This is a genomic window from Nocardioides sp. zg-1228, assembly GCF_017086465.1.
Taxonomy (GTDB): domain Bacteria; phylum Actinomycetota; class Actinomycetes; order Propionibacteriales; family Nocardioidaceae; genus Nocardioides.
In genome coordinates, this window is record NZ_CP070961.1 from 995,224 (window position 1) to 1,019,335 (window position 24,112).

Here is a 24,112-nt window from a genome sequence, read left to right on the forward strand (position 1 = left end):
ACGCTAGTTGCCTGCCGACGCGGCGGCATCACTCACAATGAGTGACGTCTGTGCCGTCCCGATCCGCCTTCCTCGTCGGCTGCTGACCCCGCCCGGGATCGGTGCTCTACTGAGTGGGTCCCGGGGCTGCCGCGTCCCGCATCGTCCCGACGTGAGCGTCGTCGCACGAGGAGCGGAGATGTCATGAACTACTGGATCAGCGTCGTCTTCCGTGCCATCCCGCTGGCGATGATGGCGGTCTGCATCGGCTTCGGCCTCTACGTGTGGAACGCCGCGGACGCGCCGGGAAACTACGTGGCAGGCCGGGTGGTCACCATCCTCGGCGCGATCTGCCTGTGCCTGTTCTGCACGGCGGCGACGATCATCCGGCAGCTCATCGGACGCTTCAACGCCGTCGACAAGGTGGTCTACCCCGCTCTCGGCTACGCGTCCGCCATCGGCACCTCGGTCTACGGCGTCTCCCTGTTCGCCGGGGTCTCGGGCAGCGGCCAGAGCCCCGAGTACGTCGCCGGGCACGTCGTCCTCGGTCTCGGCCTGATCTGCGGCTGCGTGTCCACGGTCGCCCTGGCGTCGACCAAGTTCACGCTCATCCCCGCCAACTCCGCCAGGCCGGCCGGCGACCGCACGCCCCCGCCGGCGGCGTTCTCCGGGCCCGTCGTCGCCGTGCTGGGGGCGCTCCCGGTCGGGCTCGCCGCGCTCGCGTGGGGCTTCGGCATCGCCAACCTGCTGATGACCACCTCACCGAGCCGCTTCACGGTGGGCCACGTCGTCAGCGGTCTCGCGATGATCTGCACGAGCCTCATCGGGCTGGTGTGGAGCATCCTGCGCCAGGTCCAGGACACCTACGGCCCGCGCGACCGCGTGGCGTGGCCCTGGCTGGTGATCGCGATGGGCAGCGCCGCGATCCTGTGGGGGATCGTGCTGCTGGTCCTCGACACCGAGCCGTACTACCGCACACCCGGGTTCGTGATGATCGGCCTGGGCCTGGTCTGCTTCAGCATCCTGAGCAAGGTCGGGCTGCTGGCCCTGGTGTGGCGGCGCACGTTCAGCCTGGCCAACCGGGTGCCCCTGATCCCGGTCGTCACCGCGCTCAGTTGCCTGTTCCTGGCGGCGTTCGTCTTCCAGGCCGCGTTCACCGACACCAACGTCTTCATCGCCGCCCACGTGCTCGTGGGGCTGGGAGCGATCTGCTTCACGCTCTACTCCATCGTCTCCATCCTGGAGAGCGGCACGTCGTCGCACGGCGACTGAGCCCGCCGAGACGTAACGGGCGACGACGATGGACGGGCCGCACGCTCCCGATCGGTCGATCGGCACGATCGGGCTGACCTTCGTCGCCGTCGGCGGCGTGGTCGGCTCCGGGGTGCTGTTCGCCCCCCTGTTCGCGGCCCAGCAGGCCGGGCCCGCCGCGATCATCGCGTGGCCGATCGCGGGGTTGATGCTCGTCACCGTCGCGCTGGTCTATGCCGAGATCTCCGCCATGCTGCCGGTCGTCGGCGGCCTCGGCCTGCTGCCCACCTACAGCCACGGGCAGGGGGTCGGCATCGCGATCGGCTGGGTGGCCTGGGTCGGCTACGTGACGGCCGCGCCGATCGAGACGCAGGCGATGCTCGAGTACGCCAGCAACGAGCCGGCCTTCGACTGGCTGTTCGTCGCGGGAGCCGCCTCCGACGGGGAGAGTGCGCTGAGCCTGCCGGGGATCGCGGCGGCAACGGTCGTGCTGGTGGCCTTCACCGGGCTCAACGCGTTCGGGGTGGCCCTCTTCACCCGCATCAACAGCGCGCTGACCTGGGTCAAGCTCGTCATCCCGGTGGCGATCGCCGTCGCCCTGCTCACCCGCTTCTCCACCGCCCCGATCCGCGAGACGGGGTTCGCCCCCGAGGGGATGACCGGGGTGCTGAGCGCCATCACCACGGGCGGTGTCGTCTTCGCGTTCCTCGGGTTCCGGCATGCACTGGACCTCGCCGGTGAGGCGCGGCGACCACAGGTGACCATCCCCGTGGCCCTGGTCGGCGGCATCCTCATCTGCACCGTGCTGTTCACCCTCCTCCAGCTCGGGTTCGTCGGCGCTGTGGACCCCGCCGAGCTCGACAGCGGCTGGGCCGGCCTCGACAAGGGTGGGGCCAACGGGCCGCTCGCGGCGCTGCTGTCCGGCCTCGGCATGACGGTGCTGGCCAAGCTGGTGGTGGCGGACGCCGTGCTCGGACCCTTCGGCGCGGGCCTGGTCTCGACCGCGTCCACCGGTCGCCTCACCGTGGCCGTCGCGCAGAACGGGCTCTTCCCGCGCGCGCTGTCGGCGTTCAGCCGCCACGGCGTCCCGATGCGGGCGATGGTGCTCAACCTGGTGGTCGGGCTGGCCCTGCTGCTCGCCTTCCGCGACGGGTGGTCGGAGCTCCTGTCCTACAACTCCGGTGCCATCGTGCTCTCGATGTGCCTGGGCCCGGTGACCGTGATGGCGCTGCGGCACCAGGTGCCCGACCGCGTGCGTCCGTTCCGCCTCCACGCGGTGTCGGTGATGGCGCGGGTCGCCTTCGTCGTGATCACCCTGATCATCTACTGGACCGGCTGGGAGACGATGGTCAAGCTGACCATCCCGATCGCCGTCGGCGTCGCGGTGCTGGCGTGGCGCGTCCTGCGCGACCCGCAGCTGCGGGGATCGCTCGCGCTGGGCTCGCTGGTGTGGCTCGGGCCCTACTACGCCGGGGCGCTGCTGCTGACCTTCCTCGGCAGGTTCGGCGGCGGCCGCGACGTGCTGCCCGCTGGGGTCGACATGGTGGTGGTCACCGTGTTCGCGCTGGCCCTGTTCGAGTGGGGCGTGCGCTCGGCGCTGCCCGCCGCCGACGCGGCCGCGCTGGTCGCCACCGTCCCGCCGGTACGGGCGTCCTGACCCGGTCCCGTCGAGGGTGGCCGGTGTGGCCCACTTCACATCGCCGCCCGTTGTGTGCAGACTCTGGCCCAACCACGACGCGACGGGGATGCGATGAGCACAGGCGTGCACGGCCCGACCAGGGCGCGGATCGAGGCCGGGACGCTGCGCCGGGACCGGTGGTGGCTCTCGCCGCTGACCACGTTCGTGGTCTTCTCGGCCTTCGTCGTCTACGCGACCGTGCGCGCCTTCATGGGACGCGACTACTACGCCTCGCCCTACCTGTCGCCGTTCTACTCCCCGTGCCTGGGCGACTGCGTCGAGGGGGCCTCCGACTTCGGCCAGCCCTTCGCGGCGTGGCCGCTGTCGGCGGCGCTGATCATCCTCGTGTTCCCCCTCGGCTTCCGGATGACCTGCTACTACTACCGCAAGGCCTACTACCGGGCGTTCTGGCTGAGCCCGCCGGCGTGCGGCGTCGCCGAGCCGCACGGCTCCTACTCGGGCGAGTCGCGGTTCCCGCTGATCGTGCAGAACGTGCACCGCTGGTTCTGGTACGCCGCGGTGCTGGTCGGCCTGGTGCTCACCTTCGACACGGTCCTGGCCTTCCGGCCGATGCCGGCGGAGTACGCCCTCGGGGACGGTGAGACCAGCGGGGTCCACATGGGACTGGGCACCCTGCTGATGATCGCCAACATCGTCTTCATCTGGCTCTACACGCTCTCGTGCCACTCGTGCCGCCACGTCGTCGGCGGCCGCCTGCGCCACTTCTCCAAGCACCCCGTCCGCTACCGGCTCTGGACCTGGGTGTCGCGGCTCAACGAGAGCCACGGCAGGTGGGCCTGGTACTCCCTGTTCTCCGTCGCGATCGTCGACCTCTACGTCTTCCTCCTCGCCACCGGCACGATCCAGGACGTGAGGTTCTTCTGATGAGCGAGCGGCATCCGATGACGGGCAACGAGATGTCGCCCGAGGCCCGGGCGGGCATGGAGCGCCACACCTACGACGTCGTGGTGATCGGCGCCGGCGGCGCGGGGCTGAGGGCCGCGATCGCCGCCCACGAGGCGGGCGCGCGCACGGCCGTGGTGTGCAAGTCGCTGCTCGGCAAGGCGCACACCGTGATGGCCGAGGGTGGGGCCGCGGCTGCGCTGGGCAACCGGTGGCCGGAGGACAGCTGGAAGGTGCACTTCCGCGACACGATGCGCGGCGGCAAGATGCTCAACAACTGGCGCATGGCGCAGCTGCACGCTCAGGAGGCGCCCGAGCGGGTGCTCGAGCTCGAGGACTGGGGTGCGCTGTTCGACCGCACCGAGGACGGGCTGATCTCCCAGCGCGACTTCGGCGGGCACCGCTACGCCCGGCTCGCCCACGTCGGCGACCGCACCGGGCTCGAGCTGATCCGCACGCTGCAGCAGCGCACGGTGCAGCTCGGGATCGACGTCTACATGGAGTGCACGGTCACCGAGGTGCTCAAGGAGGGCGGGCGGGTGGCCGGGGCGTTCGGCTACTGGCGCGAGACCGGTCGCTTCATCACGTTCGAGGCGCCGAGCGTGGTGCTCGCGACCGGCGGCATCGGCAAGTCCTACAAGGTCACCTCCAACTCCTGGGAGTACACCGGTGACGGGCACGCGCTGGCACTGCGCGCGGGGGCCAGCCTGATCAACATGGAGTTCGTGCAGTTCCACCCCACCGGCATGGTGTGGCCGCCGTCGGTCAAGGGCCTGCTGGTCACCGAGTCGGTGCGCGGCGACGGCGGCATCCTGCGAAACTCCGAGGGCAAGCGCTTCATGTTCGACTACATCCCCGACTTCTTCCGGTCCGAGACGGCCGACACCGAGGAGGAGGCCGACCGGTGGTACGACGACAAGGCCAACAACCGGCGCCCACCCGAGCTGCTGCCACGCGACGAGGTCGCCCGCGCCATCAACTCCGAGATCAAGGCCGGACGCGGGTCACCGCACGGCGGGATCTTCCTCGACATCGCCAGCCGCCGCGACGCCGACTACATCCGCAAGCGGCTGCCGTCGATGTACCACCAGTTCAAGGAGCTCGCCGACGTCGACATCACCGCCGAGCCGATGGAGATCGGGCCGACGTGCCACTACGTGATGGGCGGTGTCGAGGTCGACTCCGACACCCAGCGCTCGGGCGTCGAGGGGCTCTACGCCGCGGGTGAGGTGAGCGGCGGCATGCACGGCTCCAACCGGCTGGGCGGCAACTCGCTGTCCGACCTGCTCGTGTTCGGCAAGCGCGCCGGCGAGGCCGCGGCGGCGCACGCCGTCTCGGGCCCGCGGCCGGCGGTCGACGAGGCGGACGTGAAGGCGGCCCAGGCCGACGCGCTGGCGCCGTTCGAGGTCTCTGCCGGCCCGGGGGGAGGGGGGGAGAACCCCTACACGATCCAGCACGACCTGCAGGACACGATGAACGACCTGGTCGGCATCATCCGCACCGCCGCGGAGCTCGAGGAGTCCCTCGGTCACCTCGACCGCCTCAAGGAGCGGGCGGCCGCGATGGTCGTCGAGGGTCACCGCCAGTACAACCCGGGCTGGCACCTCGCGCTCGACCTGCGCAACATGCTGCTGGTCAGCGAGTGCATCGCCAAGGCCGCGCTGGCGCGCCAGGAATCGCGGGGCGGGCACACCCGGGACGACTTCCCGGGGCCCGACCCCGAGTGGGGCGCGAAGAACCTGGTGCTCACCCTCGACGCGACCGGGTCGGGCGTCGACATCGCCGAGAAGGCGCTGCCGGTGATGCCCGAGGACCTCGAGCAGCTCTTCCAGGACACGTGAGGACGGCCATGGCCTACGACCTGAGGATGCGCGTGTGGCGGGGCGACGCCGACGGGGGTGACCTCACCGACTACACCGTCGAGGTCTCCGAGGGCGAGGTGGTGCTCGACGCGCTGCACCGGCTGCAGGCGACGCAGACGGGCGACCTGGCGATCCGCTGGAACTGCAAGGCCGGCAAGTGCGGCTCGTGCAGCGCCGAGATCAACGGTCGGCCCCGCCTGCTGTGCATGACCCGGCTCTCCGACTTCGACCCGGCCGAGACCATCACCGTGACGCCGATGCGCACGTTCCCGGTGATCCGCGACCTGGTCACCGACGTGTCGTTCAACTACGAGAAGGCCAAGGAGCTGCCCTACGCCGAGCTCGGGCCCCGCGACGCGGACGGCAGGCGGCGGATGATGCAGGTCGACGTGGAGCGCGGCCAGGAGTTCCGCAAGTGCATCGAGTGCTACCTGTGCCAGGACGTGTGCCACGTGGTCCGCGACCACGAGGACAACAAGCAGCACTTCGCCGGCCCCCGCTTCCTCATCCGCTATGCCGAGCTCGACATGCACCCCCTCGACACCCACGACCGCCGCCGGCTCGCGCAGGACGCGGCCGGCCTCGGGATGTGCAACATCACCAAGTGCTGCACCGAGGTCTGCCCGGAGGGCATCCACATCACCGACAACGCGATCATCCCGATGAAGGAGCGCGTGGTGGACCGCAAGTACGACCCGCTGGTGTGGCTCGGCAACAAGATCGGCCTCCGGAGCAAGGACGACGAGGGCCGCACGGAGGTCTGAGGCGAGCCCGGTCGTGGGCAGCGACGGTGACCTTTCCCATAGCCCGCGGCCGTGACCCTCCCCACGGGGCGGGCCTATCCTGCGCAGCATGACCGACCTTCCTGGCGACCTCCCAGGTGATCTCGCAGGTGATCTCGCAGGTGGCCTCGACGAGCCCGAGGAGCTGCAGCCCGCAGAGGGCTCGCTCCGCCTGGTGGGCGACGATGACCGCTACGACGCCGCGGCATGGGAGGCGGCGAGCGCCGCCGTCCTGCGCAAGGCCCGCCGGCTCGGCGAGGACGCGCCCGACTCCGACGTCTGGACGGCCCTCACCCGCACCACGCTCGACGGCATCGCGGTCCCACCGATCGGGCAGCCGGCCGACCTCGACGCCCTCACGACCTCGGGCCGCCCGACCCGCGCCGGCGCCTGGGACGTGCGTACGCAGGTGGAGGTGGTCGACGACAAGGCCGCCAACGAGGCGGCCCTGCAGGACCTCGAGAACGGTGGCACGTCGCTGCTGCTGCACCTCGACACCGAGCGCGACCACGACTGGGCCACCGTGCTGGAGGGCGTGCTGCTCGACCTGGCGCCGGTCGTGCTCGACCGCCCGACGACCGAGCAGGTCGAGGCCTTCGCCGACTTCCTCGAGGGGGTGGAGGGCGCGCTGCACCCGGCCACCAACCTCTCCTTCGACCTGCAGACCCTCGAGATGCTCCACCACCGCGTCCGCGACGACCGCGTCGAGGCCCGGGACCTGTTCGCCCCGCTGGCGCGCCGGGCCATCCAGCTGGGCGTGCGCGGCCTCGTCGTCGACGGCACCGCGCTGCACGACCAGGGCGCGAGCGACGCCCAGGAGCTGGGCTGGATGGTCGCGACCGGCGTGGCCTACCTCCGGTTGCTCGCCGACGAGGGCCTCTCCGTCGAGCACGCGGCGCGGCTCATCGAGTTCCGGCTGGCCGCCACCGACGAGCAGTTCCCCACGATCGCCAAGATGCGCGCCGCGCGCCGGCTGTGGGCCCGGGTGCTCGAGGCCTCCGGTGGCGCCGGCGAGATGGCGCTGCACGCGGTCACCAGCCGCCCCATGACCAGCGGGCGCGACCCGTGGGTCAACATGCTGCGCGGCACCGTCGCGGCCTTCGCGGCGGGCGTCGGCGGCGCCGACGCCCTCACCGTCGTGCCGTTCGACGAGCCGCTCGGCGCGCCCGACGCGTTCGGTCGCCGCATCGCCCGCAACACCTCCTCGCTCCTGATCGAGGAGTCCCACGTCGCCGCGGTCACCGACCCGGCCGGCGGGTCCTACGCCGTCGAGCGGCTCACCGACGACCTCGCGGCCGCCGGGTGGGCCGAGCTCGGCCGGATCGAGTCTGCCGGCGGGGCGCTCGCCGACGAGGCCCGCGCCGGCGTCAAGGAGCGGGTGCGGGCCGTACGCGCCGAGCGCGACGCCCAGGTCGCCGACCGGTCGCGCCCCCTGACCGGCGTCTCGGAGTTCCCCCACCTCGACGAGGTGCTGCCCGAGCGTGAGCACCTGCCCCACCGCTACGTGCACCACTACGGCCGGGCCTTCGAGGACATGAGGGCCGAGCCCGCCGCGACCCCCGTCTTCCTCGCCACGATGGGCCCGGTCGCGGCACACACCGCCCGGGCGACCTTCGCCACCAACCTCCTCGCGGCCGGCGGTGTCGCCGTCGAGGCGGCCGGCCCCACCGACGGGGTCGACGCGGTCGTGGCGGCCTACTCCGGCCAGCGCGTCGTGTGCCTCGCCGGCACCGACGCGGCCTACGCCGAGTGGGGCGCCGACCTGGTGGCCGCGCTGCGGGCGGCAGGGGCGTCGTACGTCGTGCTCGCCGGCACGCCGGGGGAGCGGACCGTGACCGACGTCGACGACTCGTGCGCCATGGGGGTCGATGCGCTCGGCTTCCTGGCCCACATCCGAGAGGAGCTCGCCCGATGAGCATTCCGAAGAACTTCGCCGACGTGTCGCTGGCGGGTGCCGCCGCGACCGGAGGGCAGCCGCCCGGGGGCGAGCCGTGGGCGAGCCCCGAGGGCATCGACGTCCTCCCGGTCTACGGTCCCGAGCACCTCGAGGGCCTCGACGGCCTCGACACCTGGCCCGGCCTGGCGCCGTTCCTGCGCGGGCCCTACCCGACGATGTACACGACCCAGCCGTGGACGATCCGGCAGTACGCCGGCTTCAGCACCGCCGAGGAGTCCAACGCCTTCTACCGGCGCAACCTCGCCGCCGGGCAGAAGGGCCTGAGCGTCGCCTTCGACCTCGCCACCCACCGCGGCTACGACTCCGACCATCCCCGGGTGCGCGGCGACGTCGGCATGGCGGGCGTGGCGATCGACTCGATCTACGACACCCGCACCCTCTTCGACGGCATCCCGCTCGACGAGATGTCGGTGTCGATGACGATGAACGGCGCCGTGCTGCCGGTGCTGGCGCTCTACATCGCCGCCGCGGAGGAGCAGGGGGTGAAGCCGGAGCAGCTCGCGGGGACCATCCAGAACGACATCCTCAAGGAGTTCATGGTCCGCAACACCTACATCTACCCGCCGTCGCCGAGCATGCGGATCATCAGCGACATCTTCGCCTTCACCTCGCAGAGGATGCCGCGCTTCAACTCGATCTCCATCTCCGGCTACCACATCCAGGAGGCCGGGGCGACCGCCGACCTCGAGCTGGCCTACACGCTGGCCGACGGCGTGGAGTACATCCGCGCCGGCCTCGGCACAGGAATGGGCATAGACGACTTCGCCCCGCGGCTGTCGTTCTTCTGGGCGATCGGGATGAACTTCTTCATGGAGGTCGCCAAGCTGCGCGCGGCCCGCGCGCTGTGGGCGCGGCTGGTCGACGACTTCGACCCGCAGAACCCCAAGTCGCGCTCGTTGCGCACCCACAGCCAGACCTCCGGCTGGTCGCTCACCGCCCAGGACGTCTTCAACAACGTCGGGCGCACGTGCATCGAGGCGATGGCGGCGACGCAGGGCCACACCCAGTCACTGCACACCAACGCCCTCGACGAGGCGATCGCGCTGCCGACCGACTTCTCCGCGCGCATCGCCCGCAACACCCAGCTGCTGCTGCAGCAGGAGAGCGGCACCACCCAGGTCATCGACCCGTGGGCCGGCTCCTACTACGTCGAGAAGCTCACCCACGACCTCGCCGAGCGCGCCTGGGCCCACATCCAGGAGGCCGAGCGCGCCGGCGGCATGGCGGCCGCGATCGAGCAGGGCATCCCCAAGATGCGCATCGAGGAGGCGGCCGCGCGCACCCAGGCGCGCATCGACTCGGGCGCGCAGAAGGTGATCGGCGTCAACACCTACCGCCTCGCCGCCGAGGACAAGCTCGACGTGCTGCGCGTCGACAACGACGACGTCTACCGCCAGCAGGTCGCCAAGCTCGAGCGACTGCGTGCCGAGCGTGACGACGACGCCGTGCGCCGCGCGCTCGAGGCGCTGACCACCAGCGCCGAGCGCGGCCCCGTCGGCGGCGGCTCGCTCGAGGGCAACCTGCTCGCGCTGGCCGTCGACGCGGCCCGCGCCAAGGCGACGGTCGGGGAGATCTCCGACGCGCTGGAGAAGGTCTACGGCCGCCACCAGGCAGTGATCCGTACGATCAGCGGCGTGTACCGCGACGAGGCAGGCGCCGCCGAGGGCTCGGCCGTGGCAGCGGTCCTGCAGGCCACTGAGGAGTTCGAGGCCGAGGAGGGCCGTCGGCCCCGCATCCTCGTCGCCAAGATGGGCCAGGACGGCCACGACCGCGGCCAGAAGGTCGTGGTCACCGCGTTCGCCGACCTCGGCTTCGACGTCGACGTCGGGCCGCTGTTCTCCACGCCCGAGGAGGTCGCCCAGCAGGCCGTGGACGCCGACGTGCACATCGTCGGGGTCTCGTCGCTGGCTGCCGGCCACCTCACGCTGCTGCCCGCGCTGAAGCAGGCGCTGGCCGACCAGGGCCGCCCCGACATCATGATCGTCATCGGCGGCGTCATCCCGCCCGACGACGTGGCGACGCTGCGGGAGATGGGCGCCGCGGCGGTCTTCCTGCCGGGCACCGTGATCGCGGAGTCGGCCCTCGACCTGATCGCGCGCCTGCGGGAACAGCACGCCGGCTGATGCCCCGCCCGATCGACGTCGACGGCCTCGTCGCGGACGTACGGGCCGGCCGGAGGGCCGCCGTCGCCCGCGCGATCACGCTGGTGGAGTCGTCCCGGGTCGACCACCGCGCGGCGGCACGGGACCTGCTCACCGCGCTCGCCGCGACCGACCGGCCGGCGGCGACGCGGGTGGGCATCTCCGGCGTCCCGGGCGTCGGCAAGTCCACCTTCATCGAGGCGCTGGGCACCCGCCTGACCGCGGCCGGGCACCGCGTCGGGGTGCTGGCCGTCGACCCGTCGTCGGTGCGCACGGGCGGCTCGGTGCTCGGCGACAAGACGCGGATGTCGACGCTCGCGGTCGACCCCATGGCGTTCATCCGGCCCTCCCCGTCCGCCGGCACCCTGGGCGGGGTCGCCCGGGCCACCACGCAGGCGATGCTCGTGCTCGAGGCCGCGGCGTACGACGTCGTGCTCGTCGAGACGGTCGGCGTGGGGCAGTCGGAGGTGACGGTGGCCGGGATGGTCGACACCTTCCTGTTCCTGACCCTCGCGCGCACCGGTGACCAGCTGCAGGGCATCAAGAAGGGCATCCTCGAGATCGCCGACGTCGTCGCGGTCAACAAGGCCGACGGCGACCACGAGGCCGACTCGCGGGTCGCGGCGCGCGAGCTCTCCGGAGCCCTCCGGCTGGTGCGCGGGCATGCCGAGTGGGCGCCGCCCGTCGTCACCTGCTCGGCGCTGACCGGGGCCGGGGTCGACGACGTCTGGCAGCGCGTCGGGGCCCACCGCGAGCACCTCGGCGCCGACGGACTGGCCCACAAGCGCGCCGGGCAGCAGCTCGAGTTCACCTGGGCCCTGGTGCGTGACGAGCTCGACCACCGGCTGCGGTCCTCACCGGGGGTCGCGGCCGTGCGCGACGACGTACGACGCGCCGTGATGACGGGTGAGCTGCCCGCGCCGCTCGCCGCCGATCGGATCATCGCGGCCTACGACGCCGACGCGACCTAGACTGGGCAGGTCATGCCTCCTGCACTCGCTGCCACCCCCGTCATCGCCGAGGTCGTCGACAAGCACGCCGACGACCTCGTCGCCCTCCGTCGCGACCTCCACGCCCACCCCGAGCTGAGCTGGGTGGAGGAGCGCACCTCCGAGGCGGTCGTCACCGTCCTCGAGGGTGCGGGCTGGACGGTGACCCGGCCCGAGGGCGGGGGCGTGCTCGCCGACATCGGCCACGGCGGCAGGCTCGTCGCGCTGCGCGCCGACCTCGACGCGCTGCCGGTCGACGACCTCATCTCCGACCCGTGGAAGAGCACCAACCCGGGGGTCGCGCACGCCTGCGGGCACGACGTCCACACCGCGGGCCTCGTGGGCGCCGGCCTCGCGCTGGCCGAGGTCGCGGCCCGCGGGCTGCTGCCGGGCCGCGTGCGGCTGCTGTTCCAGCCCGCCGAGGAGGTCATGCCCGGTGGTGCGCTCCACCTCATCTCGGCGGGGGCGCTCGAGGGCGTCTCCCACGTGTTCGGCCTGCACTGCGACCCGAGCCTCGACGTGGGCCAGGTCGGCCTGCGCGAGGGCCCGCTCACCGGTGCCGCCGACGCACTCACCGTCCGGCTCATCGGCAAGGGCGGCCACACCTCGCGGCCGCACCTGACCGAGGACCTCACCTTCGCGCTCGGCAAGGTCATCACCGAGCTGCCGGCGATCCTGAGCCGCCGACTCGACCCCCGGGCCGGCGTGAGCGTGGTCTGGGGCATGGTGCGCGCGGGGTCGGCCCACAACGTGATCCCCCACGGCGGTGTCGTGGCAGGCACCGTGCGGATGCTCGACGCGGTCGCCTGGGCCGACGCCGAGCACCTCATCCGCCAGCTCATCGGCGCGATCGTGGCGCCCTACAGCGTCACCGCCGAGGTCACCTACCAGCGCGGGGTCCCGCCGGTCGTCAACCACGAGGCGTCGACCCGGCTGCTCGGCGCCGCCGTGGAGAGCGTGCTCGGCGCACCGGGCCGCGTCTCGACCGCCCAGAGCCTCGGGGGCGAGGACTTCGGCTGGTACCTCGACTCCGTCCCTGGCGCGATGGCGCGGCTCGGCACGCGCACGCCCGGCGGGCCGACCTACGACCTGCACCAGGGCAACCTGCGCATCGACGAGCGGGCCACCACGATCGCGGCCCGCGTGCTCGCCGAGACGGCGGTCACGGCCCTGGCCTCCTGACCCCCGCAGTGCACGAAGGGCCCGGCGCGGTGCGCCGGGCCCTTCGTGGTGCATGCGTCCCTACTGCTGCCGGTAGGGCTCCCCGTCGGCCGCGGGCGCGCGGGAGCGTCCGACGAGGCCCGCCACCGCGAAGATGGTGACGAGGTAGGGGAGCATCAGCATGAACTGGCTGGGCACGGGCGAGCCGATGGCCGAGAGCACGCCCTGCAGGTTGGTCGCGAAGCCGAAGAGCAGCGCGGCGAGCGTGGCCCGGATCGGGTCCCACTTGCCGAAGATCACCGCCGCGAGCGCGATGTAGCCGGCGCCGCCGGTCATCTCCCGGTTGAACCCGGCCACCGAGACGAGGCTGAAGTAGGCCCCGCCGAGACCGGCGATCGCGCCCGCGAGCAGGATCGTGCGGTAGCGGGTGCGGTTGACCTTGATGCCCACGGTGTCGGCTGCCTTGGGATGCTCGCCGACGGCGCGCACCCGCAGGCCCCAGCGGGTCCGGTAGAGCGCGAAGGCCACGATCGCCACCACGGCGTAGAGCACGTAGACGAGCGGGGTCTGGCGGAACAGGATCGGGCCGATCAGCGGGATGTCGCCGAGCAGGGGGATCGGCACGGCGCGCAGCCGGTCGGGGGAGTTGAGCGTCTCGGCGTTGGGGGCGAGCACCTGGCGGAACAGGAAGTTGGTCAGGCCCACCACGAGCACGTTGAGCACCACGCCGACGATGACCTGGTCGACGAAGTAGGTGATCGCGAACAGTCCGAGGATGAGCGCCACCAGGGCGCCGGCGACCGCGGCGGCCACGAGGCCGGCCCACGGCGAGCCGGTCGTCGAGGCGGTGATCGCCGCGGCGAAGGCACCGAGCAGCAGCTGTCCCTCGATGGCGATGTTGACGACGCCCGCGCGCTCGCCCAGGACGCCGCCGAGCGCGCCGAAGACCAGGGGGATCGCGAGCGCCACCGCACCGCCGAGCAGGCTGACCACCCGGATGCGGTCGTCGGCCGCCGCCCAGCTGAGGAAGCCCACCATCCACGCGACGGCGAAGCCGATCGGGATCCAGATCTGCTGCGGCAGGTGCCCGACCATGCGCCGCACGGACTCGGCGGTGAGCGCCAGGCAGAGGACCACCATCACCCACGCGGTGGGGCCCGACGGCACCACGATGTCGGGAAGCGTGACGATGTCGCTCTCGGCGGCGAGCTGGAACGTCGTGTCGCCGGAGCGGCCCGAGCGCAGGAGGATGCCGGCGAGCAGCAGCGTCAGCACGCCGAGCACGATCGGCAGCTTGCGCGGGCCGTAGCGGCGCACGTGGACCACCGCGGGATCGGGGGCGAGACCGCCGATTTCGGGGGTCTCCGGGGTCACGGTGCTCACTTGGCCTCCTGGGCGGGGAGCCGGAAGATCGCGCGCACCAGGGGAGGCGCGGCGAGGAACAGGACGATGAGTGACTGCACCACCAGCACGAGGTCGACCGAGATGTTCTCGGAGGTCTGCATGGTGAAGCCGCCGGCCTTGAAGGCACCGAACAGCAGGCCGGCCGCCAGGATCCCCAGCGGGCGCGAGCGCCCGAGCAGGGCCACGGTGATGGCGTCGAAGCCGATGGAGGCGTCGAGGTCGAGCGAGACGCCGCTGGACACGGTGCCGAGGACCTGGTTGACGCCCGCGAGGCCGAGCAGCGAGCCGGCGATCATCATCACGACGGTGTAGGTCTTGCCGACGTTGATGCCCGCCGCGCGGGCCGCGTGGGGGTTCTCACCGACGGCGCGGATGCGGTAGCCGAGGGTGGAGCGGTTGAGCAGCCACCACACCACGCCGACCGCGACGAGGGCGAGCACGAAGCCCAGGCGCAGGTTGAACTGGTCGCCCAGCACCGTGGGCAGCGTCGCGGAGTCCTTCATGGGCGGCGACTTCGGGTTGACCGACCCGGGGGTCTTCAGCAGCCACTCCCGGGTGAGGGCGTAGAAGAGCAGGTAGTAGGCGACGTAGTTGAGCATGATCGTGACGATCACCTCGTGGGCGCCGGTGCGGGCCTTGAGCAGGCCCGCGATGCCGCCCCAGAGGGCGCCGAACGCCATGCCCACCAGGATCGCGAGCGGCAGGTGCACGATGAGCGGGAGGTCGAGCTGGAAGCCGATCCAGCCCGCGGCACCGCCGGCGATGAGCATCTGGCCGCGGCCGCCGATGTTGAACAGGGCGGCACGGAAGGCGAGCCCGACGCCGAGGCCGCCGAGGATGAGCGGTCCGGCGAACTTGAGCGTCTCGGTGAGCGGGCGCCACTGCAGCGCCGGGTCGTCGACGTTGTAGTTGAAGATCGCGCCGCGGAACATCGCGGTGTAGGCGCCGGAGATGGCCTCCCACACGGCGGTGACGAAGTCGGAGGGCCGGGCCGTGAGGTAGCCGGCGGCCTCGCGGACCGACTCGTCGGTCGCCGCGATCATCACCGACCCGACGAAGACCGCCAGGAACACGGCGAGCACGCCGGCGAGCGGGTCGCCCGAGGCGATCTCGCGCAGCACGGAGCGGGACCGCTGGCCGCGCGTGTCGTTCGACCCGGCGTCGGGAGCGTCGGCGGTGTCGGTGATCGTGCCGGTGTCCGTGCCGGCGCCCGTCTCGGGTGCGTCGGGCTTCTCGGGCTGGGGGGTGCGGGAGTCGCTCACGCCACCACGTCCTTCAGGTCCTTGGGGCGTTCGCCGGTCATCATCAGTCCGAGGGTCTCGCGGGGCGTGTCGGCCGGCACGACGCCGACGATCCGGCCGCGGTAGAGCACCATGATGCGGTCGGCGAGGGCGACCACCTCGTCCAGCTCGGTGGAGACCACCAGGACCGGGATGCCGCGGTCGCGCGTCGCGACGATCTGCTTGTGGATGAACTCGATCGAGCCGACGTCGACACCGCGGGTGGGCTGGGCCGCGACGAGCAGCCGCAGGTCGCGGGAGAGCTCGCGGGCCACGACGACCTTCTGCTGGTTGCCGCCCGAGAGGTTGGAGGCCAGCGAGTCGATGTCGCGGGCGCGGACGTCGTACTGCTGGAGCTTCTCCTCCGCGAAGGCGCGCAGGGCGCCGAGGCGCAGCGAGCCGTTCTTGACGAACGGCGACTTGAAGCTGCGGTTGAGCATGAGGTTCTCGGCGATGGTGAAGCCGGGCACCAGGCCGTCGACCTGGCGGTCCTCGGGGATGAACCCGACGCCCGCGTCGAGGATCTTGCGGGTCGACCGGCCGACGAGCTCCACGCCGTCGAGGGTGATCGAGCCGTGGACGTCGTCCTGGAGGCCGAGCAGGGCCTCGGTGAGCTCGGTCTGGCCGTTGCCCTGCACGCCGGCGACGACGAGGATCTCCCCGGCGCGGATCGTGAAGCTCAGGCCGTCGAGCTGCGTGCGCCCGGCGAGGTCGCGCACGACGAGGTCGCGCACGACGAGCGCGTCGTCACCGAGCGTGGCGGCGTCCTTCTGGACGACGAGCTCCACCGGGCGCCCGACCATCATCGAGGCGAGCTCGGCGTTGGTGGCGCTGGGCTCGGCCTCCCCGACGACCTTGCCGTGGCGGATGACGGTGATCCGGTCGGCGACCTCGCGGACCTCACGGAGCTTGTGGGTGATGAAGACGATGGCCTTGCCGGCCTCCTGGAGCTGGCGCATGATCTGCATCAGCTCGTCGGTCTCCTGGGGCGTGAGCACCGCGGTCGGCTCGTCGAAGACGAGCAGCTCGGCGTCGCGGGAGAGGGCCTTGATGATCTCGACGCGCTGCTGCACGCCGACCGGCAGGTCCTCGACGACCGCGTCGGGGTCGACGTGGAAGCCGAAGCGCTCCGAGATCTCGGTGACCCGCGCGCGGGCGGCGTCGAGGTCGAGCGTGCCGGCGAAGCCCGTGGACTCGTTGCCGAGCATCACGTTCTCGGCCACGGTGAAGACCGGGATGAGCATGAAGTGCTGGTGGACCATGCCGATGCCGGCCGCCATCGCGTCGCCGGGGCCGGTGAAGTGCTGGACCTCGCCGTCGAGCTCGATCTCGCCCTCGTCGGCCTTGTAGAGGCCGTAGAGCACGTTCATCAGCGTGGACTTGCCGGCACCGTTCTCGCCGAGGAGGCAGTGGATCTGCCCCGGCTCCACCGTCAGGGAGATCGAGTCGTTGGCCACCACGCTGCCGAAGCGTTTGGTGATGCCTCGCAGGACGAGTCTCATGGCATCGCATCCTAGGGTCGCAGAGGTCCGGGGGGCTGGACCAGGGTCTGGTACTGGGGGCCAGGGCGGGCGGGCCCGGGCAGGCGCTCTCGTACGGCAGGCGTGGAAGCGCGCGGGCAGGGTAACGGCCGGCGCTGTCGCGGCACTGCCACGAGATGTGCCAAAGGTCACGGCCGCCGTCTGGCAGGTGGCCGGCACGGCACGGGGGAGGCCGACGAACCCGTCGGCCTCCCCCGTGATGGCGCGTGGTGGAGCGTGGTGGTGCTCAGCCCAGGTAGGACTTGACCTTGATGGAGCCGTCGACGATGCCGGCCTTGACCTCGTCGAGCTCAGCGGCGAGCTCGTCGCTGACCTTGTCCTCGAAGTTGTGGAACCCGGCGATGCTGACGCCGCCGTTCTCGAGGGTGCCGATGTAGGGCTCGAAGTCGAACTCGTCCTGGCCCGCGGCCATGACGGCCTCGTAGGTCGAGACCTTCATGTCCTTGAGGATCGAGGTCATGACGTAGTCCTGGGTGTTCGGGTCGGTCTCGTAGAGGTCGGCGTCGACACCGACCATCGCGACGTCCTTGCCGGAGTCCTCGATCGCGGTGATCGCGCCCTGGTAGATCGGGCCGCCGACGGGAAGGATCACGTCGACGTCCTGGTCGAGGATCTGCTTGGCCGTGCTGGTCGCGGCCTCGTTGGCCTCGAAACCACCGGTGAAGGAGCCGTTCTTGCCGTCCCAGCCGACGACCTCGACGTCCTTGCCCTTCTCCTTGGCGTAGTACTCCGCGCCCTGCTTGAAGCCGTCCATGAAGATGGTGACGGTCGGGAAGGGCATGCCGCCGAAGGTGCCGACCTTGCCGGTCTTGGTGTAGTCGGCAGCCGCGTAGCCGGCCAGGAAGGCGGCCTCGGCGGTGTTGTAGAGCAGCGGCTTGATGTTCTTCTCGTCGGCCTTGCCGTCGAAGGTGGCACCGTCGTCGCCGCCGTCGGCGGAGTCGTCGATCAGGACGTACTCGACGTCGGGGTTGGCCGCGGCCGACTCCTTGGTCGCGGCGGCCAGGGCGAAGCCGACGGTCACGATGACGTCGCAGCCCTCGCCGATCAGGCTCTCCAGGTTGGGGCCGTAGTCGTTCTCGCTGTTGGACTCGACGTCGATGAGCTCGACACCCAGCTCGTCGGCGGCCTGCTTCGCACCCTCGTAGCCGAGCTGGTTGAACGACTTGTCGTCGAATCCGCCCGCGTCGGAGACGATGCACGGCGTGAAGTCGCTGGCCGCAGCCTCGCTGCTGCCGCTTCCGCCGCCGGTGGTCTCCTCCTCGGGCGCGTCGCCGCACGCTGCCAGGGTCGCGGCCGCCAGCAGGGCCACGAGGCCGCTCGAGACGACCTTCCTCGACTTGTTCACAGTGCCTCCAAGTTCGTGACCCCCAGGCGGGGTCGCTTTCGGGGAGCATGATGCCTGCCGCCCGGCGACAAATCACGCGGTTCGCAGCCTTCGAGACCCGTTTGAGACATAGAACTCACCACAAGACTTCCGGCGGAACCCGCCACAGGCACCACCTTCGTCCCATGCGCCATAGTTGCGGCGTGGAAGACACGCGGAGGACACGGTGCACGACGAGGCAGCCGGCGGGGCGGGCGACGTGACGCACGACGGCACGAGGGACGCCTCGGGCGACGGCCCCGTGGGGGTCGACTGGGACGAGCTCAAGGCCGCGGCCCTCGACGTGGTGAAGCGGGCCTACGCCCCCTACTCCCACTACTCGGTGGGGGCTGCCGCGCTCACCGACGACGGCCGCGTCGTCGTCGGCTGCAACGTGGAGAACGCGTCGTACGGCGTCGGGCTGTGCGCCGAGTGCGGGCTGGTCTCGCACCTGCACGCCACCGGCGGCGGACGGCTGACACACTTCGTGTGCGTCAACGGCGCCGGCGAGGTCATCATGCCGTGCGGCCGGTGCCGCCAGCTGCTGTTCGAGCACGGTGGTCGCGACCTGCTGGTCTGGACCATCTCGGGCATCAGGCCCATGTCCGAGGTGCTCCCCGACGCCTTCGGACCCGACGACCTGGCGGCCGGTGCCGCCCCGGAAGGAACCCCATGACCGCCCACGACGCCGTCGAGGTGATCCTCGCCAAGCGCGACAAGCACGAGCTCTCCGACAGCCAGATCGACTGGGTGATCGACGCCTACACCCGCGGTGACGTCGCCGACGAGCAGATGTCGGCGCTCGCCATGGCGATCCTGCTCAACGGGATGAACCGCCGGGAGATCTCGCGCTGGACGGGAGCGATGATCGCGTCGGGGGAGCGGATGGACTTCTCCACGCTGTCGCGCCCGACGGCCGACAAGCACTCCACGGGTGGCGTGGGCGACAAGATCACCCTCCCGCTCGCGCCCCTGGTCGCTGCCTGCGGCGTCGCCGTCCCGCAGCTCTCGGGCCGCGGGCTGGGCCACACCGGCGGCACCCTCGACAAGCTCGAGTCGATCCCGGGATGGCGCGCGGCGCTGAGCAACGAGGAGATGTTCGCCATCCTCGAGGACGTCGGCGCCGTGATCTGCGCGGCCGGCGACGGCCTCGCCCCGGCCGACAAGAGGCTCTACGCCCTGCGTGACGTGACCGGCACCGTGGAGGCGATCCCGCTGATCGCCAGCTCGATCATGAGCAAGAAGATCGCCGAGGGCACCGGCGCCCTGGTGCTCGACGTCAAGGTCGGCAGCGGCGCGTTCATGAAGGACCTCGCCACCGCCCGCGAGCTCGCCGAGACGATGGTCGCGCTCGGCACCGACGCGGGCGTGCGCACGGTCGCCCTGCTGACCGACATGGCGACCCCGCTGGGCCGCACCGCCGGCAACGCGGTCGAGGTGCAGGAGTCGGTCGACGTGCTGGCAGGCGGCGGGCCCGCCGACGTCGTGGAGCTCACCCTCGCCCTTGCCCGCGAGATGCTCGCCGGCGCCGGGCGCGACGACGTCGACCCGGCCGACAAGCTGGCCGACGGCTCGGCGATGGACGTGTGGAAGGCGATGATCCGCGCGCAGGGCGGCGACCCGGACGCCGAGCTGCCGCAGGCGAGGGAGTCGCACGTGGTGACCGCTCCGGCGAGCGGCACCCTCACCCGCCTCGACGCGATGGCGGTCGGCATGGCCGCCTGGCGGCTCGGGGCGGGTCGGGCCCGCAAGGAGGACCCGGTGCAGGCCGGCGCCGGCGTGGTGTGGCACGCGCGGCCGGGCGACCGGGTCACCGAGGGCGAGCCGCTCCTGACGCTGCTCACCGACGAGCCGCAGCGCTTCGATCGCGCGCTCGCCTCGCTCGAGGGGGGCTTCGACATCGGCGACGACGACGGGTCGGCCAGTCGCGAGATCGTGCTCGACCGGATCGGCTGACCGGTCCCCACAACTGACGATGACCGGTCAGTAGCGCCCGGCTGACCGGGGTCCCCGCCTACGTTTCCCTTCATCCAGGGATCTTGGGGGCCCGATGCAGACGAGCCACGAGCGCGGCGGGGGCCGCGCCACGTCGCGCTCGACCGCCGTGCTGGCGGTCGTGGTGCTGGTGACCGGGCTCGCGGTCGGCGCGGGCGCGACCTGGCTGGCGCTCTCGCGCCCCGGCTCCAGCACCGACTCGACGGGGTGCGAGGGGTTCCGTGGCCTCGACCTCGCGGTGGCGCCCGAGATGTACGGCGCGGTGGTCGCGGCGCTCGCCGACGTGACCCCCGACTGCGTGCAGGTCGACCCGGCGATGCGCTCGGGCGTCGACGTGGCCCGCAGTGCCTCGATGGGGGGCGCACTGCCCGACGTCTGGATCCCGGAGGCGCACTTCCTCACCGCCACGGCCTACCTCGGCTCGGCCCGGCCGCGGCTCCTCGTGCGGAGCCTGGCGCGTACGCGCGTGGTGCTGGTGGGCGGCGCGGCGGCGCGTCGCTTCGCGTCCTGGGGCGACGCCGAGGCGTCGGGCCTCGTCACGGTGCCCGACCCCGGCTCGTCGGCGGCGGGTGCCCTCGCGGTGACGGCGCCCGAGGCCGAGGCCCGCGTGGTCGGCCGCAGTCGGGCCGACGCCCGCCGGCTGGTGGTCCCGTTCGCCCAGGCCCAGAGCGCGCGTGCCGTGCGTGGCCAGGACGAGTCCGTCGGGCCGGCCATGTTCGCGCGACGCTCGCCGCGCCTGGTGGTCAGCACCGAGCAGCAGCTGCGCACCGTGTCCGGACGTGACGACCTGCGCGACCTGACCCCGGCCGTGGGCGCGCCGGTCCTCGACTTCCCGCTCCTCGTCAGCGGCGACGCGGCCCCGGGGGCGCGGGCGCTGGCCCGCGCCCTCGCCCAGCACCTCCGGGGCGAGGCGGGACGCGCGCTGATCGCGGACGAGGGCCTCCGCGCCCCGGGGACGGGTCGAGGCGACCTGCGCCCGCCCGCGGCGCCGACGATCGCCCGCGCGGTCCAGTCGTGGAACCTGTGGAGCGTCCCCTCCGCGATGCTCGCGGTGGTGGACGCCTCGGGCTCGATGGACCTCGACACCGGGATGGGATCGCGGATGGACCTGCTCGCCGACGCCGCCCGGATCGGGCTCGGGTTCCTGCCCGACCACGCCCGGGTGGGGCTGTGGGTCTTCTCGGAGGACAAGGGCGGGCCAGGTCGCGACTGGCGCGAGCTCGAGCCCATCCGCCGCCTCGACGACCTCCGCTTCGGCCGCACCCAGCGCTACGCCCTGCGCGAGCGCGCGGCGGAGCTGCCCGGCCTCACCGACGGCGGCACCGGGCTCTACGACACCGCGCTCGCCGCCTACCGGGAGGCGCTGCGCAGCTATCGCCCGCACTACGCCAACGCCGTGGTGCTGATGACCGACGGGCGCAACGAGGACCCCGGCTCGATCACCCTGACGGCCCTGCTGCGGCGCCTGGGCGAGCTGCGCGACCCGCAGCGGCCGGTGCGGCTGGTCGGGATCGCGATCAGCGGCGACGCCGACCTCGCGGCGCTGCGCCGGATGGCGCGGGTGACCGGCGGGGAGGCCTACCTGGCAGCGCAGCCCGAGGACGTGCTGGGCGTGTTCGCCCAGGCCGTGCTGTCCCGCTGAGCGCGGAGGTCAGCCGAGGAGGAGCACGACGTGCGCGGCCACGCAGGCCGGCTTGTCGTGGCCCTCGATCTCGACCGTGTGCTCGACGACGAGCTGCCGGCCGGCGGGCAGGTCGCGCACCTCGCCGAAGCGCACGTGCGAGCGCAGCCGGCTGCCCACGGGCACCGGGGCCGGGAAGCGGACCTTCTCGAGGCCGTAGTTGAGGCGGGCGCCGGGCGTCTCGAGCCGGAAGACCTGCGAGGCGAAGTGCGGCAGGAGGCTGAGGGTGAGGAACCCGTGGGCGATGGTCGTGCCGAAGGGGCCCTGCGCCGCGGCGTCGACGTCGACGTGGATCCACTGGTGGTCGAGCGTCGCGTCGGCGAAGGCGTCGATGCGGGCCTGGTCGACGGTGAGCCACTCGCTGGTGCCGATCTCGGCGCGGGCGGCGGCCGCCACCTCGTCGAGCGTGGTGAAGGTGCGCATGCGGACGAACATAGTGGGCCCTGATTGGATGGGCCGATGAGCACCCCCACGCGCGACCAGGTCCAGGCCGCTCCCAAGGTCCTGCTGCACGACCACCTCGACGGCGGGCTGCGCCCGCAGACCATCGTCGAGCTCGCCGCGGAGGCCGGCCACGAGCTGCCGGCGTCCGACGCCGAGTCATTGGGCCGCTGGTTCACCGAGTCGGCCGACTCCGGCTCGCTCGTGCGCTACCTCGAGACCTTCGACCACACGGTCGCGGTCATGCAGAACGGCCCGGCGATCGCGCGCGTGGCCCGCGAGTGCGTCGAGGACCTCGCCGCCGACGGCGTCGTCTACGCCGAGGTGCGCTACGCCCCCGAGCAGCACGTCGGCGGCGGCATGACGCTCGACGAGGTGGTCGCCGCGGTGCAGGAGGGTTTCGACGCCGGCATGGCCGCCAGCGGCGGCAGGATCGTCGTCCGCCAGCTCCTCACCGCCATGCGGCACCAGGCGCGGTCGATGGAGATCGCCGAGCTCGCGATCGACTGGCGCGACCGCGGCGTGGCCGGCTTCGACATCGCCGGGGCCGAGGCGGGCTTCCCGCCCACCCGCCACCTCGACGCCTTCGAGTACCTCCAGCGCGAGAACGCGCACTTCACCATCCACGCCGGCGAGGCGTTCGGGCTGCCCTCGATCTGGGAGGCGATCCAGTGGTGCGGTGCCGACCGCCTCGGCCACGGGGTGCGCATCATCGACGACATCACCGTCAACGACGACGGGTCGGTCGAGCTCGGCCGGCTGGCCGCCTACGTGCGCGACAAGCGGATCCCGCTCGAGATGTGCCCCAGCTCCAACATCCAGACAGGGGCCGCGGAGTCGTTCGCCCAGCACCCGATCGGGCTGCTGACCGACCTGCGGTTCCGGGTGACGGTCAACACCGACAACCGCCTGATGAGCGGCACGTCGATGACCCGCGAGATGTTCGGGCTCGTGGAGGCGTTCGACTACACCCTGGAGGACCTGCGCTGGTTCACCATCAACGCGATGAAGTCGGCGTTCCTGCCCTTCGACGAGCGGCTCGCGCTCATCGAGGGCGTCATCAGGCCCGGCTACGCCGCGCTCATCGACGCTCGGTAGCCGCGGCGGTCAGCTCGGCGTAGGCCTGGTCGCCGGTGGCGCGGCGGCACCCCTGCCGCACCGCGTGGGCGACCACCCGTTGCTGGTCGCGCATCAGCGCCAGGCCGCGGCGCACCAGGACGAGCGGCGGCTTGCGGTGCTCGCGCAGGTCGCGGGTCAGGCGCCGCCAGAACGTGACGAGCGGGTGCTGGGTGATGCAGTAGGCCGCCGCGAGGATCCCCTCGTCGCGGCACGCCGCGACGACGTGGGGCGCGAAGATGCCCTCCGCGACGAAGAAGGGGCTGCCGGCGAGGTCGACCGTGTGGGTGCCGCAGCGGCCGCTGCGCGAGATGTCGTAGACCGGGACCTCGCTGCGCCCGGTGGCGCACAGCTCGCGCAGCGCGGCGAGCGCGTCGGCCTCGTGCCAGGAGTCGGGGTGGTCCCAGTCGACCAGGCCGGCGTTGGCGCCCGTCGTGATGCGGGGGAGCGAGGGGTCGTCGCCGTCCTTGTAGAAGTCGTCGAGGCGCAGGACGGGCAGGCCGAGACGCTCCGCGAGGCGGGACTTGCCCGCGCCGCTGGGGCCCGCCAAGATGACCACCTGGGCTGTGCTCATGTGTTGCGGACTCA

19 protein-coding genes are annotated in these 24,112 nt (G+C 72.1%); 13 read left to right on the forward strand and 6 right to left on the reverse strand.

From position 1 onward, the window contains the following. The first annotated feature begins 183 nt into the window (after positions 1–183). The 9 genes from JX575_RS04775 (at position 184) to JX575_RS04815 (ending at position 12,724) form a co-directional block, all read left to right on the forward strand. A complete protein-coding gene (locus JX575_RS04775) occupies positions 184–1,251 on the forward strand; it encodes a DUF2776 family protein (RefSeq protein ID WP_186341343.1) in 1,068 nt (355 codons plus the stop codon). A 28-nt stretch (positions 1,252–1,279) separates the two neighbouring features. After that, the gene (locus tag JX575_RS04780) at positions 1,280–2,887 is read left to right on the forward strand and encodes an APC family permease (protein ID WP_186341344.1); all 1,608 of its coding nucleotides are present in this window, start codon (positions 1,280–1,282) and stop codon (positions 2,885–2,887) included. A gap of 93 nt (positions 2,888–2,980) precedes the next feature. Further along, positions 2,981–3,793: a hypothetical protein gene (locus tag JX575_RS04785; protein WP_186341345.1), complete on the forward strand. Its 813-nt coding sequence runs from the start codon at positions 2,981–2,983 to the stop codon at positions 3,791–3,793. Next, entirely contained in the window at positions 3,793–5,652 is a 1,860-nt protein-coding gene (locus JX575_RS04790; RefSeq protein ID WP_186341346.1) for a fumarate reductase/succinate dehydrogenase flavoprotein subunit, read from the forward strand. The genes JX575_RS04785 and JX575_RS04790 overlap by 1 nt, the downstream gene beginning before the upstream one ends. 8 nt (positions 5,653–5,660) lie before the next feature. Then, entirely contained in the window at positions 5,661–6,437 is a 777-nt protein-coding gene (locus JX575_RS04795) for a succinate dehydrogenase/fumarate reductase iron-sulfur subunit (RefSeq protein ID WP_186341347.1), read from the forward strand. A gap of 88 nt (positions 6,438–6,525) precedes the next feature. Beyond that, positions 6,526–8,370 carry a methylmalonyl-CoA mutase family protein gene (locus tag JX575_RS04800; RefSeq protein WP_186341348.1) on the forward strand — a complete coding sequence of 615 codons (1,845 nt, stop codon included), beginning with the start codon at positions 6,526–6,528 and terminating at the stop codon, positions 8,368–8,370. Continuing rightward, positions 8,367–10,535, forward strand: a complete 2,169-nt coding sequence (scpA, locus tag JX575_RS04805) for a methylmalonyl-CoA mutase (protein ID WP_186341349.1) — start codon at positions 8,367–8,369, stop codon at positions 10,533–10,535. The genes JX575_RS04800 and scpA overlap by 4 nt, the downstream gene beginning before the upstream one ends. Further along, positions 10,535–11,524: a methylmalonyl Co-A mutase-associated GTPase MeaB gene (gene meaB / locus JX575_RS04810; RefSeq protein WP_186341350.1), complete on the forward strand. Its 990-nt coding sequence runs from the start codon at positions 10,535–10,537 to the stop codon at positions 11,522–11,524. Before scpA ends, meaB begins: the two co-directional genes overlap by 1 nt. A gap of 12 nt (positions 11,525–11,536) precedes the next feature. Continuing rightward, a complete protein-coding gene (locus JX575_RS04815) occupies positions 11,537–12,724 on the forward strand; it encodes an amidohydrolase (RefSeq protein ID WP_186341351.1) in 1,188 nt (395 codons plus the stop codon). Between the two features lie 60 nt (positions 12,725–12,784). Here JX575_RS04815 and JX575_RS04820 read toward each other — a convergent pair whose 3' ends face one another. The 4 genes from JX575_RS04820 to JX575_RS04835 form a co-directional block, all read right to left on the reverse strand. Next, positions 12,785–14,086 carry an ABC transporter permease gene (locus JX575_RS04820; protein ID WP_241005337.1) on the reverse strand — a complete coding sequence of 434 codons (1,302 nt, stop codon included), beginning with the start codon at positions 14,084–14,086 and terminating at the stop codon, positions 12,785–12,787. Continuing rightward, positions 14,083–15,369, reverse strand: a complete 1,287-nt coding sequence (locus tag JX575_RS04825; protein WP_241005338.1) for an ABC transporter permease — start codon at positions 15,367–15,369, stop codon at positions 14,083–14,085. The genes JX575_RS04820 and JX575_RS04825 overlap by 4 nt, the downstream gene beginning before the upstream one ends. Next, complete coding sequence (locus JX575_RS04830; protein ID WP_186341352.1) at positions 15,366–16,889, reverse strand: ABC transporter ATP-binding protein; 1,524 nt, start codon at positions 16,887–16,889, stop codon at positions 15,366–15,368. The genes JX575_RS04825 and JX575_RS04830 overlap by 4 nt, the downstream gene beginning before the upstream one ends. Before the next feature lie 265 nt (positions 16,890–17,154). After that, a complete protein-coding gene (locus tag JX575_RS04835) occupies positions 17,155–18,273 on the reverse strand; it encodes a BMP family ABC transporter substrate-binding protein (protein WP_186341353.1) in 1,119 nt (372 codons plus the stop codon). A 280-nt stretch (positions 18,274–18,553) separates the two neighbouring features. Between JX575_RS04835 and JX575_RS04840 the strand changes: the two genes are divergently transcribed. From JX575_RS04840 to JX575_RS04850, 3 genes are all read left to right on the forward strand, one after another. Beyond that, complete coding sequence (locus JX575_RS04840) at positions 18,554–18,967, forward strand: cytidine deaminase (protein ID WP_186341782.1); 414 nt, start codon at positions 18,554–18,556, stop codon at positions 18,965–18,967. Beyond that, positions 18,964–20,247, forward strand: coding sequence for a thymidine phosphorylase (locus JX575_RS04845; protein ID WP_186341354.1), 1,284 nt, complete (start codon positions 18,964–18,966; stop codon positions 20,245–20,247). Before JX575_RS04840 ends, JX575_RS04845 begins: the two co-directional genes overlap by 4 nt. Before the next feature lie 94 nt (positions 20,248–20,341). Then, the gene (locus tag JX575_RS04850; protein ID WP_186341355.1) at positions 20,342–21,928 is read left to right on the forward strand and encodes a VWA domain-containing protein; all 1,587 of its coding nucleotides are present in this window, start codon (positions 20,342–20,344) and stop codon (positions 21,926–21,928) included. A 9-nt stretch (positions 21,929–21,937) separates the two neighbouring features. Here JX575_RS04850 and JX575_RS04855 read toward each other — a convergent pair whose 3' ends face one another. After that, positions 21,938–22,390, reverse strand: coding sequence for a MaoC family dehydratase (locus JX575_RS04855; RefSeq protein WP_186341356.1), 453 nt, complete (start codon positions 22,388–22,390; stop codon positions 21,938–21,940). Positions 22,391–22,426: 36 nt separating this feature from the next. Here JX575_RS04855 and JX575_RS04860 point away from each other — a divergent pair, with 36 nt between their 5' ends. Next, positions 22,427–23,506 (forward strand): adenosine deaminase, encoded by a 1,080-nt coding sequence (locus tag JX575_RS04860; RefSeq protein ID WP_186341357.1) that lies wholly within the window; start codon positions 22,427–22,429, stop codon positions 23,504–23,506. On the opposite strand, the gene JX575_RS04865 is transcribed toward JX575_RS04860, so the two are convergent. Continuing rightward, positions 23,490–24,098: an ATP-binding protein gene (locus JX575_RS04865; protein WP_186341358.1), complete on the reverse strand. Its 609-nt coding sequence runs from the start codon at positions 24,096–24,098 to the stop codon at positions 23,490–23,492. The genes JX575_RS04860 and JX575_RS04865 overlap by 17 nt on opposite strands. Positions 24,099–24,112: the final 14 nt, after the last annotated feature.

Bases quoted from the DNA above. Each gene is read 5' to 3' on its own strand.
- JX575_RS04850 (WP_186341355.1), top strand. From the start codon at position 20,342: ATGCAGACGAGCCACGAGCGCGGCGGGGGCCGCGCCACGTCGCGCTCG.
- JX575_RS04860 (WP_186341357.1), top strand. From the start codon at position 22,427: ATGAGCACCCCCACGCGCGACCAGGTCCAGGCCGCTCCCAAGGTCCTG.
- JX575_RS04815 (WP_186341351.1), top strand. From the start codon at position 11,537: ATGCCTCCTGCACTCGCTGCCACCCCCGTCATCGCCGAGGTCGTCGAC.
- JX575_RS04795 (WP_186341347.1), top strand. From the start codon at position 5,661: ATGGCCTACGACCTGAGGATGCGCGTGTGGCGGGGCGACGCCGACGGG.
- JX575_RS04775 (WP_186341343.1), top strand. From the start codon at position 184: ATGAACTACTGGATCAGCGTCGTCTTCCGTGCCATCCCGCTGGCGATG.
- JX575_RS04785 (WP_186341345.1), top strand. From the start codon at position 2,981: ATGAGCACAGGCGTGCACGGCCCGACCAGGGCGCGGATCGAGGCCGGG.
- meaB (WP_186341350.1), top strand. From the start codon at position 10,535: ATGCCCCGCCCGATCGACGTCGACGGCCTCGTCGCGGACGTACGGGCC.
- JX575_RS04845 (WP_186341354.1), top strand. From the start codon at position 18,964: ATGACCGCCCACGACGCCGTCGAGGTGATCCTCGCCAAGCGCGACAAG.
- JX575_RS04790 (WP_186341346.1), top strand. From the start codon at position 3,793: ATGAGCGAGCGGCATCCGATGACGGGCAACGAGATGTCGCCCGAGGCC.
- JX575_RS04865 (WP_186341358.1), bottom strand. From the start codon at position 24,098: ATGAGCACAGCCCAGGTGGTCATCTTGGCGGGCCCCAGCGGCGCGGGC.
- JX575_RS04780 (WP_186341344.1), top strand. From the start codon at position 1,280: ATGGACGGGCCGCACGCTCCCGATCGGTCGATCGGCACGATCGGGCTG.
- JX575_RS04855 (WP_186341356.1), bottom strand. From the start codon at position 22,390: ATGCGCACCTTCACCACGCTCGACGAGGTGGCGGCCGCCGCCCGCGCC.
- scpA (WP_186341349.1), top strand. From the start codon at position 8,367: ATGAGCATTCCGAAGAACTTCGCCGACGTGTCGCTGGCGGGTGCCGCC.
- JX575_RS04800 (WP_186341348.1), top strand. From the start codon at position 6,526: ATGACCGACCTTCCTGGCGACCTCCCAGGTGATCTCGCAGGTGATCTC.
- JX575_RS04830 (WP_186341352.1), bottom strand. From the start codon at position 16,889: ATGAGACTCGTCCTGCGAGGCATCACCAAACGCTTCGGCAGCGTGGTG.